Genomic DNA, 13903 nt, shown 5'->3' with positions numbered 1-13903 from the left:
ATTGTAACTTTTGATAAATGCCCATGTCAGTTGTTGAAATAGAAAACCTAACATTCCCTCGTTAAGATCAGTGGTTCCAGGTATGAAAAATTGGTGGTTCGGCCGGTTTCGTGTTGTTGTAATTGTTGTGGCGCTGGTGGTGCTTACCTCCGTGGCATCCGTCGCGTGGAAAATGATGGCCGTCAAGTCGGTGGCCGTTAAAACGACGCCTGCCAGGGCTGCCGAACCGAAACATAAAGCCCCTAAAAAAAGACCTGATCCCGTGATTGTTCTCCCGGAAAATGCCTGGGTGGACAGCACGCTGAAAGCTATGACGATCGAGCGGAAGATCGGGCAGCTTTTCATGGTCGCGACGTTCTCCAACCGCGACGAATCGCATTATAAATACATCGACAAGCTGATCAACGACTACCAGATCGGCGGACTGATATTCTTCCAGGGCGGCCCGGTAGGCCAGGCACAGCTTACGAACCGCTACCAGTCGCATTCCAACATCCCGCTTTTCATTGGCATCGACGGCGAATGGGGCCTCGGCATGCGCCTCGACAGCACGATTTCCTTCCCGAAACAAATGGTACTAGGCGCCATCCAGGACGACCGCCTCATTTACCGCATGGGCGACGACATTGCCCGCCAATGCAAGCGCCTCGGTATTCAGATCAACTTCGCGCCGGTGTCGGATGTGAACAGCAACCCGGCTAATCCGGTGATCGGTATACGTTCTTTCGGAGAGGATAAAGAGAATGTGGCGCGGAAGTCCATCGCCTATATGAAAGGTTTACAGCATAACCGCATTATCGCTACCGCCAAGCATTTCCCCGGCCACGGCGACACGGATGCGGATTCGCATTTTACATTGCCTGTGCTCACGCATTCGTTGGAACAGCTCAACAACACCGACCTGTACCCCTATCGCGAAATGATCGCAGACAGCCTCATGGGCGTCCTGAATGCCCATTTGTACATTCCTGCATTGGACAACACGCCGAACCAGGCCAGCTCGCTGTCGGACAAAGTGGTGAATGGATTACTGCGCAAGGACCTTGGTTTCCGTGGGCTCGTGTTCACCGATGCCATGAACATGCGCGGCGTGCTCAAAAACGGCAAAGCGGCCGATGTGAACCTGAAAGCATTGATAGCAGGCAACGACGTGCTGCTTTACCCCGAAAGCATTGCCGAAACGGTAACCCGCATTAAAGACGCCATCAACTCGCGGCTGATCAGCGACAAGATCATCGACGACAAGGTGAAACGCATTTTGCAGGCCAAATACTGGGCCGGACTGAGCCAGTACAAGCCTATCGATACTAACAACCTGTACGCCGACCTGAACAGCGAAAAAAGCAAGGAACTGTACCGCGAGCTTTCGGAAGCATCTGTGACGGTGGTTAAAAACGACAATAACCTGATCCCTGTCGGCTCGGTGCTCGACAATAACATGGCTTCGGTGAGCATTGGCGAGGGCAGCAGCACGACATTCCAGAAAATGCTTTCGACGTACAAACCAATGCGCAGCTATTCGTTTTACGATGGCCCGACCTCGCAGGAGCAGATTACTGAAATGCTGGGTTACCTGGAACCTTACAACACGGTGGTCGTCGACATTCACGGTATCAGTTCCAAGCCCGGCCGCAACTACGGCATTACCACGGGTATGGTGGATTTTGTGAAGCAGCTCAAACAGCAGAACAAAAAAGTGATCCTCTGCCTGTTCGGCTCACCGTACAGCATTCAGTTTTTCCCCGATACCGATGTCGTAATCTGCGCGAATCAGGACGGGAAGGACCAGCAGGAAATCGTGCCGCAGATCATATTCGGTGCGCTGCCCTCGAAGGGGCGGCTGCCGGTGTCGGTGCTCGCATTTAAATCGGGCAGCGGCGTGACCACCACTTCCATTAACCGCATTGCATTCGGTACGCCGGAGAGTGTCGGCATGGATGGGATTTCGTTGAAAAAAATTGATGAAATCGCCACAGCGGCGGTGAATGACCATGTTTTCCCCGGCTGCGAAGTGCTCGTGGCACGGCAGGGAAAGATTATTTATGAAAAGCAGTTCGGCGGGCTGAGCTACCGGACCAACGACCGCGTAACGCCGGAAACGATCTACGACCTGGCATCGCTCACCAAAGTGTCGGCCACGTTGCAGGCGGTCATGCTGCTGTACGACCGGAAGCAAATCAATCTGGACGAAAAGGCCGCCAAATACCTGCCCGAACTGACCGGCACCAACAAGCAAAACTTCACGATCCGCGACCTGCTGCTCCACCGTTCCGGACTCATTTCGTTTTATCCGTCGCTCTGGGACCGTACGAAAACCAGCGCGGGCGGCCTGTTGCCGGAATATTACAGTTCGAAACAGGACACAGCCTACTATTTGCAGGTAGCACCCAAGCTTTTTGCCAAAGGTGCATTGCGCGATTCGGTGTGGAAGTGGGTCGTGGAATCACCGATGAATAACCGCCGCGACCGTGCCGGTAATTACGGCTACCTGTACAGCGACCTTGGATTTCTGACATTACAAAAAGTAGTGGAACGCGTCACTGGCCAGTCGCTGGATATTTTCGTGGCTGCCAACATTTACGAACCGCTGGGCCTGCCTTACCTGGGCTTCAATCCGCTGCGCCGTTTCCCGGAAAAGCAGATCGCCCCTACCGAGCAGGATTACCGTTTCCGCGGGCAGCTTTTGCAAGGTACGGTACATGACCAGATGGCCGCCATTGTGGGGGGCGTTTCGGGGCATGCGGGGTTGTTCGGTACCGCCCGCGACCTGGCTGTATTGCTTCAAATGAACTTGTGGAAAGGCTCCTATGCCGGTCGCCGTTACTACGAGCAAGCGACCGTGCCATTCTTCTCGCGCATCTACGACGAGGGCCACCACCGCGGGCTGGGCTGGGACAAGGCGCCGGCCGACGGCAACAGTTCCTACGTATCACCGCAGGCATCGGTAAACTCGTTCGGTCACACGGGCTTTACGGGCACGATGGTATGGGTGGACCCGGAGGAAGATCTGGTGTTCGTATTTCTTTCGAACCGGGTGAATCCCGACCCGGAAAACACGGCGATTACGACCCAACGTACACGGCGGAAAATCCAGGATGTTGTGTACAGTTCACTGATCCAACGGAAAAGCCAGCTTCCTTAAATCACCTTCAGCGTATTTGAAAAATATCTCTAACTTTACCAGACAAAAGGTTAGCGGAAAGATATTAAGACAGATACATGAAAAAAACATTTATTAAAGAGAGTTTACTTACCATTTTCGCCACGGTATTCTGCCTGGCATTTTCCTTCGGACAAACCAGTATCACCACAGGAGCGGTAACGCCCTCATCCGTTTGCGCAGGCAGCGATGTTTCGGTTGCATTTACCTTCGCAGGGACTCCCGCTGCCAACACCGACTTCATCGCACAGTTATCGGATGCGACCGGCGCCTTCGGACTGACCCCTACGGAAATCGGTTCGGCTAAAACCTCACCCATAACCGCCAATATCCCTGCCGGAACGACCGCCGGAGCTGCCTACAAAGTCAGGGTTATTTCAAGAATTTTATTGGTAGTACAAATCACGGGATCGGAAACCGCATTGACCGTCAATGCCGTCCCAGCCGCCCCAACAGTGACTACCCCTGTAAATTATGCAAAAGGTGCCTCCGCTGTTGCATTGACAGCGACCCCGACAACCGGTTTGCTATGGTATACGGATGCTACAACCGGTACCGGCTCCGCAACGGCACCCGTGCCTGTAACGACGGCCGAGGGAACCACCAGCTATTGGGTATCCCAAAAACCAGCTGCCTGCGAAAGCCCGCGTGCAAAAATTGACGTGGTAGTAACTTGTACGGCACCTGCGAAGCCCGCTGTGACGACGCCTGTGACCTACACTGTTGGCGACGCCGCTGCGCCGTTGGCTGCTACCGCAACCACCGGTGGCACACTCAATTGGTACGGAACCAATTCAACAGGCGGGACGGGATCTGCAACAGCTCCCACACCAGCTACCACATCGGCCGGAAGTACAAGCTACTATGTATCCCAAACGGTGGCAGGATGTGAAAGCGCCAGATCGGAAATTGTAGTTACAGTCAGTGCATGTACGCCACCTGCCGCACCAACCGTTGCCAATAAATCTTACACAGTTGGCGATGCCGCTACACCATTGACAGCAACTGGCAGCAATTTGAAATGGTATGGGACCGACGCAACCGGCGGAACCGGTTCGGCTACGGCGCCTACCCCTTCAACCACCTCCGCCGGAACAACATCTTATTATGTTTCTCAGACCGTGGGCGGGTGCGAAAGTGCGAGAGCACAAATTGTCGTGACCGTTAATGCATGTACACCTCCTGCGGCACCTACCGTTGCCAACAAGTCGTACACCGTAGGCGATGCAGCGACGCCATTAACTGCCACTGGGACTGGTTTAAAATGGTATGGAACGGATGCAACCGGCGGAACATCCTCTGCAACGGCTCCCACCCCTTCGACTTCATCCGTTGGAACAACATCCTATTACGTATCTCAAACTGTGGGTGGTTGCGAAAGTGCGAGAGCGCAGATCGTCGTTACGGTGAACGCCTGTACACCACCAGCGGCACCTGCTGTATCTAACAAATCTTATACCATCGGCGATGCCGCAGCCCCATTGACAGCAACAGGCAGCAACCTGAAATGGTACGGAACGAACGCAACCGGAGGAACACCTTCCGCGACTGCACCAACACCTTCAACTGCTTCTGTTGGAACTACCTCCTATTATGTATCTCAAACAGTGGGCGGATGCGAAAGCGCAAGGGCGCAAATCGTAGTCACTGTTACCGCATGTATCCCCCCGGCAGCGCCAGGCGTAAGCAATGTTTCCTATTGCATCGGTTCACCAACCGCTAATCTCACCGCAACCGGCTCGAACCTGAAATGGTATTCCGATGCCACAGGCGGCGTCGGTTCGGCAACAGCGCCAAAGCCTTCCAGCGCATCGGCAGGCGTTACCAGCTACTACGTTTCCCAAACAGTAGGTGCTTGCGAAAGCCCGAGAGCTGAAATTAAAGTAACCATCAACGAAACACCGGCGCCTTCTGCCACATCACTCGTTGAATACTGTATCGGCGAAACAGCCACCCCGCTTACCGCCTCCGGCAGCGGCCTGAAATGGTATACTGCTTCGAGCGGCGGCACGGCATTGGCCAGCGCGCCGACGCCAGCTACCAATGTAGCCGGAACCACCCGTTACTACGTTTCGCAGACAGTAAATGGGTGCGAAAGCCAGTCGAGAAAGGAAGTGGCAGTGGTTGTTAAAAATCCATCGACCGCACCAACTGTAACGGCTAGCATCAACCTTTGCCAAAATTCCTCGGCTACGCCGTTGAGCGCCAACGGAACAGGCCTTAAGTGGTATACAGCTGCCAGCGGAGGCACCGCATTGGATGGCGCGCCGGTTCCCTCTACCGCAACAGTTGGCACAACCAACTATTATGTAAGCCAGACGGCTGCCGGACTATGCGAAGGCCCACGTGCAAAAATTGAAGTAATTATTAAAGATACGCCTGCGGCTCCTGCTGTGACACCGCTCGACTACTGCGTGGGTGCAAAACCAGTTGCATTGACTCCTTCCGGCGCAGTTTACAAATGGTACAGCGCCCCAACCGGCGGCACCGGATCAACCACCGCTCCGACACCAACCGCGACGACAGTGGGCGTTCAATCTTACTATGTGACGCAATCCAACACCTACGGAACGCTCACTTGCGAGGGCCCGCGTGCGAAGCTGGACGTAACGATAAACGGAACCCCGGGCAACGTAGCGCCCCTTGCAACCGAATTCTGCCAGGAGCGTGCGGATAAAAACTACACATTCCCGACCCAGGCATCGGCTGGCAATACGCTGAACTGGTATACCGCTGCCACCGGCGGATCGCCGAGCGGTGCAACGCCTTCCATTAACCTGAAAGAACCAAAGGAAACGACTTTCTTCGTAACACAGGTGACGAGCAAGGGCTGCGAAAGCACGACCCGCGTATCGCAAAAAGTACTCGTGAAGCCGCTTCCGGCTATCCCGGGCATTTCACAGGCATTGATCGAATACTGCCAGTTTGTTGCCGCCAAACCATTGGAAGCGACGCCTGTCAGCGGCGCTGCACTGGATTGGTATGGAACGAATGCATCGGGCGGTACTTCCAGCCCGGCCGCACCGACACCTTCCACTGCGGAAGGCGGGACTACCTCTTATTATGTAGCACAAACACTGGCGGGATGTACGGGCGACCGCGCGAAAATCGATGTGAAAGTGAACACCACGCCGAAGCCAACTACCAAAACTTACCTCGAATACTGCCAGAATGCGACGGCTCCGGCCCTCGACGCGACGGGAACGGTATTGAAATGGTACCGCGAGGCAAACGGCACCGAATGGCAGGGCGTTCCGTTCATTCCATTTACCGAGAAGGTCCAGGATTATTCGTTCTATGTGACGCAAACCGGCACCAATGGCTGCGAAAGCCCGAAAGAGGAGATCAAAATCCATATCAAATCATTGCCTACTGCGACGATCTCGGGTAACACCACCATCGACCTCGGCCAGTCGGCTACGCTGAATATCAGGTTTACCGGCGATTCTCCGTGGAAATACATTTTGTCCAACGGAATCAAAGGTGATACCACCACCACCGACCAGGCCAACACGCAGGTGACCGTGAAACCGGGCACCACCACCACATATCTGTTGACGGAGGTTTCGAATGCATGCGGTAAAGGTATTTCGTTCGGTACCGCGCTAGTGACCGTGAAAGTGCCGACCATCAACTCGGGTAATGCTTCTGTTTCGGAAATTTGCGCAGGAAAGCCGTTCACGGTGCCATTCCAGCAATCGGGCGATTTCCCGACGGGTAATACGTTCAAATTGCAGGTGTCGAAAGAGAATACGGATGCCAAGTTTTACACAATCGCATCCACAGCCACCTCGAACGTGGTGACAGCCACTTTCCCGGACACCACCAAAGGCGGCACCTACTTCCTGCGCGTGATCAGCTCCGGCACGAACCCCGATTTCACCGTCAAAGGCAGCGTTAGCTCGATCACCATCAATGCAACCCCGCTGCCGGTGGCCACATTGACCGGCACGCAGACCATCGTCGTGGGTGAAAGCGCAGAACTCAAAGCGGAGATCACCGGTAAATCGCCGTGGACTTTCAGCCTGAACAACGGCACCAAGGACACGCTGATCACCGCCAATGCTACGCCTTACATATTTAAATTAGCCCCCAAAACCACCACCACCTACGCCATCACGAAAGTGACCAACGGCTGTGGAACGGGTACCGGAGTAGGCACAGCAAGGGTACAGGTAGACCCGATTCTCGGCGTAGAACCACCAGCCCCTGCCAACTGGGCCAAAGTGTACCCGACTGTGATCAATGGCAAAACGACCGTGGAGGTAACCGGCACGATTTCACCGAAACAGGCCTCTATCGAAGTGGTGGACCTCAACGGCAGGCCACGTACCACGCAGCCTATCAGACAAAAAATAACCGAGGTCGATTTCGCCAATTATCCGTCGGGCTTGTACCTGATCAGGATACAGAATGGTAACCTGAGTACCGTTCAGCGCGTAATGAAGCCCTGATTTTTGAATTAAAAACAATACACGGGACATTTGTTGCAATGCAATGGATGTCCCGTTTTCATGACCAGCCGATGGACATACAAGCCGATATCATGGACCATTACTTTATGGAAGAGGCCCTCGGCCTGGCCCATAAGGCATACGAAGAAGGGGAAATTCCCGTGGGCGCGCTCGTGGTGGCAAAAGACCGGATCATCGGTCGCGGCTACAACCAGACCGAGCGCCTCAACGACGTCACAGCCCACGCCGAAATGATCGCGATCACCGCCGCCGCCGACCACCTCGGCTCGAAGTACCTTACCGACTGCACGCTGTACGTTTCCCTCGAACCGTGCGTGATGTGCGCCGGCGCGTTGTACTGGACGCAGATCAAACGGGTGGTAGTAGGTGCGACGGACGAAAAACGCGGATTTTCGAGGATTGGGCAGCCGCTGCTGCATCCCAAAACGAAGCTGGTAACGGGCATAATGGCACAGGAATCCCAGGAGTTACTACTCAAATTTTTCAGGGGATTAAGAACATAAAGCGGCCTTCTGCTGTTACCTTATCTGGTAAAACAAATTTATTAATCATTAAACTACACTGAAAATGGCATTTACACTGGATCCCTTACCTTACGCAAACAATGCATTGGAACCGCACTTCGACGCATTGACCATGGAGATACATCACGACCGTCACCACCAGGCTTATGTTACCAACCTGAATGCCGCGGTAGCAGGCACTGAGCTGGAAGGCAAAACCATAGAACAATTACTCGCTGGCATCAGCAAAGCTCCGGCGCCCGTACGCAACAATGGCGGCGGTCACTGGAACCACACATTCTTCTGGAAATCGCTTTCGGCAAGCGGCGGCGGCGAGCCAACCGGCAAGCTGGGCGAAGCGATCACGGCGAAATTCGGCTCGTTCGCGGCATTCAAAGACGAGTTCAAAAAAGCAGCTATCGGCCGTTTCGGATCGGGCTGGGCATGGCTGATCGTGAAAGAAGGCGGTGAAATCGCCATCACTTCGACCCCTAACCAGGACAACCCATTGATGGACATCGCCGAAGCGAAAGGCACGCCACTGATCGGCCTCGACGTATGGGAGCACGCATACTACCTGAAATATCAAAACAAACGCCCCGACTACATCGACGCGTACTGGAACGTTGTAGATTGGAAAGCGGCTGACGCACTGTACACTGCGGCTAAATAATCAAGCTTCGGCTTGGGAAAAGGTTTACAGCTTGTAAAAAATTTATAAAATCTCTTGCAAGCTGTAAACCTTTTTCTAATTTTGTGTCCTCGAAAGGGGCTTAGCCCATTCGATACAGCTTAAACGGAGGTTGTAGCTCAGTTGGTTAGAGCGCTAGATTGTGGTTCTAGAGGTCGCGGGTTCGAGACCCGTCTCCCTCCCTTGAAATAAGTTCAAAGTCAAACAAAATGCCTGTAAATCAATGATTTGCGGGCATTTTTGTTTTTCAGACTATGTCAAAAAATGCAAAAATTCCCATGTTTTCAGTGAGTCTTTCGTGTAGTTCACTCACTTTGAGAAAAAGACTCACTGGAAACGGCATAACAAATTGATAGACAACATGTTCACCGCATGGACATCTTGACTGGCAAGCGTGGTAACTCGATATTTAACCACTTTTAAACGCTTGTGTTATGTTGGAAAAAACATTTGGTCTGCTTTTCTATTTAAAGCCTGCCAGAAATCAAAAAGGAACAGTTCGCTATGTTTACCTGAGAATCACCGTTGACGGCAAGGTCGCCGAGCTATCCACCAAGAAGTTATGGAACACCGAAAGGTGGAATTCATCAGTCGGACGACCAGCCGGAAACAAGGAAGATGCCAAAACGCTTAATGCGTATTTGGACATGCTCACCGCCAAAGTTTACCAGGCCAAGAAGATTCTCACCGAGGACGACAAAGAAATCTCCGCCGAAGGGTTGAAAAACATTCTGCTCGGTAAGAGCAATGAAACCCGCACAATCCTAGAAGTCTTCGAGCGCCATAACGAACAAATGGAAGCGCTGGTCGGTCAGGAGTTCGCGCCGCTCACTTTGAAGCGGTACAAGACCGCTAAGGAACATACCGCCTCCTTTATCAAGTGGAAGTATAAGAAGGATGATATGGAGATCAAAGACCTAAATTTTGAATTTATTACTGAATTCAATTTCTGGCTCCGTAGTGCGCGAGGTTGCAACCACAACAACTCGGCGATCAAGTATATGAGCAACTTGAAGAAGGTTGTGCTGATCTGTATCAATAACAAGTGGTTGAAGAAGGATCCGTTCCAGGGCTTCAAGCTGACTAAGAAGGAGGTTGTTAAAAATCCGCTATCCAGAGACGAACTTAAACGGCTTACCGAGCAGGTTTTTGAAGTCGAAAGGATCAGCCAGGTGCGGGACATCTTTCTATTCTGCTGCTACACCGGACTGGCCTATGTCGATGTGAAGCAATTGAAGACAACGGATATTGTTGTCGGGATGGACGGGGAGCTTTGGATCGACACCACCCGCCAGAAAACGGACGCGCCTACACGTATTCCGTTGTTGCCTACTGCGCTTGACATTATTGAGAAGTACAAGGAGCATCCGCAATGCTGCAATAAGGGCGTTGTGCTGCCGGTGCTGAGTAATCAGAAGATGAATGCTTATTTGAAGGAGATTGCTAACCTTTGCGGGATTTCAAAGACGCTGACTTTTCACATTGCCCGGCATACGTTTGCTACGACTGTGACGCTGAGTAACAAAGTGCCGATTGAGACGGTTTCCAAGTACGATTGTTAAACAATCGTCGGTCGCTCTGCGCCCTATCTGGCCTTCCCCTCCAAAGTCGGTCCAGGTTTGTGAAGGAGTTTTAATGTTTGAAAGTGTAGATAGGATCGTGATGAAAGAAGAAAAATCGAACAAGACAAAGCTTGTAATCTTCCGGCTGACGCCCAAAGAATATGCTAACCTGGAAGCCAAACGCGGCCGGACCACGTGCCGGAAATTAAGTGAATTTTTGCGGCTTTTGATCTTCAATAGGCCAGTTACCGTGGTCGAAAGAAACGCCTCGCAAGACCAAATGATTTCCGAGCTCTCCGAATTACGCGAAGAGCTCAACCGGCTTGGCAACAACTTTAACCAGGCGACCAAGCGCTTGCATAGCATCAACCAGATTGCCGAGTTCAGAAACTGGATCGCCAGTTATGAAGTCGAAAAGACATTCTTGTTTTCAATGCTGGATCAGATCAAAGCGCAAACCGATAAACTGGCGGATCGATGGTTGCAGTGATTCACACCAGCAGTCGGCTTCGGGCGGTACTGCATTACAACGAGAACAAGCTGGAACAGGGACAAGCCGAATGCATCAGTGCATTTCACTATCCAAAAGACGCCGACGCGCTCACCTTCGAGCAGAAACTGAACCGCATTCAACGGCAGCTCGCATTGAACAAACGGACAAAGGTCAACACGGTTCACGTTTCCTTAAACTTTGATCCTTCGGAAAAGCTGAGCAAAGAACAGCTCGCGGAGATTTCAAAAGCCTACCTGAAAGGCATCGGATTTGAAAAGCAACCGGCACTTGTTTATGAGCATCGGGATGCCGGTCACCCGCATGTGCACATTGTAACGACCAACATTAAAGCAGACGGCAGCCGGATTTCACTTCATAACTTGGGCAGGAATGAATCGGAGAAGACGAGGAAGGAAATTGAGATAGAATTTGGATTGGTGAAAGCACAGGAAAGAAATGCACAAGAATTTCGTATACAGCCGGCCAGCATCAAAGTTGAATATGGAAAGACGGAAACAAAAAAGGCTATCTCAAATGTGCTAAGCAGGGTTCTTAAAGACTATAAGTTCACCACGATTGGAGAACTGAATGCTGTGCTCAACCTATACAATGTGGCCGCTGATATCGGATCCCCTGATTCGAAGATCAGGAAAAACAAAGGAATTCTCTACCGGGTACTCGATAAGCACGGGAACAAAGTGGGCGTCCCGATCAAAGCCAGTGACTTTCATTTTAAACCGACACAGCAAAATCTTCAAAAGATATTTCCCGAAAATGAGGTTGCTCGCCAAATCGGCTATCAAAATATCAAGAATAGCATCAACATGGTTAGATATGGCCAGAAAAACCCGACAGTGTCCGGTCTGGGCAAAAATCTACGCCGGGATGGTATTGATATGGTGCTCCGCAGAAATGAGCAGGGAGCTCTCTACGGCATTACTTTCATAGACCATCGCAGCAAAGCCGTTTTCAATGGCAGTGCTTTGGGAAAGGAATTCGGCGCGAAAGGTATTACAGAATGGTGCAGGGATACTGATCTTTCTCTTCACCAGCAGAGATCTCAAATGATCGGTAAAAATGCGGAGCAGGCCGAAAATCAGCAAAATACTCAACAAGCAAGTTCAGTAGGTCAATTCAAAAACAGCAGGACGGTAGTAGATGCGCTGTTTTCGCCTCTACAGGATAATGGCTATACTCCTCAGGAACTCAGAAAACCGAGGAAGAAAAAGCAGAGAGGGTTTTCGATGGGGTTTTGACGTGAAGCGATTTACGGAGTGTAATGCGAGAACCCTCATTGATTATATTTATGCTTACTCGAATTCAAAACTCAACAATACCCCCATGCCCATTCACGTCGCTATTACCCGCAAAGTCCTTCCCGGAAAAGAAGAAGAATTCAAAGATGCGCTTCGGCGCTTTCTTGGTGATTCATTTTTGCATGGCGGTGTGCACGGAGCGGCAATGATGACCGCATTGCCAGGCAACGAAAGCCGGGAAATTGGCATATTAAGGACTTTCGCCGATCAGGCTGAGCGGGATGCTTTTTACAATTCAAAGCTCTTTAAGGATTGGGAGGCCTATGCATCGACGTTGACGGAAGAACCGGTCTACCGGGAGCTCACCGGTCTGGAAGCCTGGTTCCGCTCTCCCGTTCCTCCGCCGAGGTGGAAAATGGCGGTGGCTACGCTTTGCGGTGTGTATCCTACCAGTTTGTTTTTGACCTATGTAATTGGTCCATACATTCAGGGATTGCATCCTGCATTCAGGACTTTGATTGTGACGGGATGTATGGTTGGGCTGCTTACCTGGGTTGTGATGCCGCAGGTTACGAAGGTGCTAAAACCTTGGCTCTCTGGGCGGTTGAAAAATAGTAAGTAAGACTAATGGTAACACGCTTGTGCACCTCAGCGCAACGAAAGGTACAGAGCAAAAAGTGACGACTTCAAATCCATTGGCTATTTACCGCTTACGTCGCTCCTTAAACCGCCAATGGCTTTGCAGCCAAGGGGTGAACCCCGTCAATTTTTACTTTGAGTGAGAATAGCGGCTGCGCTGAGTTGAAAATAAGTAAAAAACGATATGTACATACCGCTAAATAAGATTCCTAAGTAAGACCAATGGACGAAAAACTTCTGGTTGTATTTCACAACTACTTCCTCCATCCAACATGAAAAAAGTTCTTTACAGTCTCCTCCTTATCTTTACTTTCAGTGCCTTTGCCTCTTGTGGTGAGGTTGTTCCGTGTGGCACACACAATGGTCAACAGTTAAACAAGGGACCACGGGGCGGGTGCTATTACATCAACTCCAACGGAAATAAAACCTATGTCGATCGAAGTGAATGTCAATGCTAACTAATGGAAAAGAAATTCCCTTCGCATAAAGACCACCTGAATAAAACATTCCTTGAAGAAATGGGCTACAAACTCTGGTCCACAAAGGGTGCTCGCTTCCAGGCTGCACACAGGTTGGCCAGAATTGACAAGTTATCCAATTTATCGTTAGGACTCCTAAACGCCTATCTAATTATAATAGGCCTCTTGTCAGTCTATCAAATCTCTAATGAGGCTGCGATAAACGAAAACGTTATTGCTTTCGGCTCAACATCGATCTCGATCCTATTGCTGTTGTTCGGGCAAATTGAAACAAGTCGAGAATACAAACGTCAATCTCAATTATATCATGAATGTGCATTGAAATTAGCCAAATTGTACAACGAGCATAGGACATTCAAAACTTTGACTGAGCGTTCTCAACAAGAAAAAGCTGAATTCTCCAATAGCATCGCAGATAGATACCAAGAGGTGTTGGCCAATTACGCGAACCACGAAGACATCGACTACAAAAAATTTTTGCTGCTAAACCATGAGTATTTCGAACTAAAATTTCGACAGGTCATTCAGTATCACGTTCAGTACTATTTTAAAGTACTTTTTGTGTACCATGCTATCATTATAAGTCCGATCGGCGTTTTTGCCTTATTCCTGGCACAGAAGGGATAAGAGATTAACACTTATAAG

At 51.0% G+C, this 13903-nt stretch carries 9 protein-coding genes and 1 tRNA gene; all 10 read left to right on the top strand.

Features of this window, described 5'->3' with window-relative positions:
- Positions 1-82: 82 nt before the first annotated feature.
- A complete protein-coding gene (locus H144_RS0108350) occupies positions 83-3142 on the top strand; it encodes a serine hydrolase domain-containing protein (RefSeq protein WP_019941604.1) in 3060 nt (1019 codons plus the stop codon).
- A 77-nt stretch (positions 3143-3219) separates the two neighbouring features.
- The gene (locus tag H144_RS33830) at positions 3220-7614 is read left to right on the top strand and encodes an Ig-like domain-containing protein (RefSeq protein WP_084599934.1); all 4395 of its coding nucleotides are present in this window, start codon (positions 3220-3222) and stop codon (positions 7612-7614) included.
- A 47-nt stretch (positions 7615-7661) separates the two neighbouring features.
- Entirely contained in the window at positions 7662-8138 is a 477-nt protein-coding gene (locus tag H144_RS0108340) for a nucleoside deaminase (protein ID WP_019941601.1), read from the top strand.
- Positions 8139-8202: 64 nt separating this feature from the next.
- On the top strand, positions 8203-8811 hold the full coding sequence (locus tag H144_RS0108335; RefSeq protein ID WP_019941600.1) for a superoxide dismutase: 609 nt from the start codon (positions 8203-8205) through the stop codon (positions 8809-8811).
- Between the two features lie 125 nt (positions 8812-8936).
- Positions 8937-9012, top strand: a tRNA-His gene (locus H144_RS0108330).
- Between the two features lie 251 nt (positions 9013-9263).
- Positions 9264-10391: a site-specific integrase gene (locus H144_RS0108325; RefSeq protein ID WP_019941599.1), complete on the top strand. Its 1128-nt coding sequence runs from the start codon at positions 9264-9266 to the stop codon at positions 10389-10391.
- Between the two features lie 100 nt (positions 10392-10491).
- A complete protein-coding gene (locus H144_RS0108320) occupies positions 10492-10881 on the top strand; it encodes a plasmid mobilization protein (RefSeq protein ID WP_019941598.1) in 390 nt (129 codons plus the stop codon).
- Positions 10869-12140 carry a relaxase/mobilization nuclease domain-containing protein gene (locus tag H144_RS0108315; RefSeq protein ID WP_019941597.1) on the top strand — a complete coding sequence of 424 codons (1272 nt, stop codon included), beginning with the start codon at positions 10869-10871 and terminating at the stop codon, positions 12138-12140. Before H144_RS0108320 ends, H144_RS0108315 begins: the two co-directional genes overlap by 13 nt.
- A gap of 85 nt (positions 12141-12225) precedes the next feature.
- On the top strand, positions 12226-12762 hold the full coding sequence (locus H144_RS0108310) for a putative antibiotic biosynthesis monooxygenase (RefSeq protein ID WP_019941596.1): 537 nt from the start codon (positions 12226-12228) through the stop codon (positions 12760-12762).
- Between the two features lie 478 nt (positions 12763-13240).
- Positions 13241-13885, top strand: coding sequence for an SLATT domain-containing protein (locus H144_RS0108300; RefSeq protein WP_019941594.1), 645 nt, complete (start codon positions 13241-13243; stop codon positions 13883-13885).
- Positions 13886-13903: the final 18 nt, after the last annotated feature.

Source organism: Dyadobacter beijingensis DSM 21582 (assembly GCF_000382205.1).
GTDB classification, from domain to species: Bacteria; Bacteroidota; Bacteroidia; order Cytophagales; family Spirosomataceae; genus Dyadobacter; species Dyadobacter beijingensis.
Note: the sequence above shows the minus strand (reverse complement) of the source record. Positions and strands in the feature narration are given on the sequence as shown.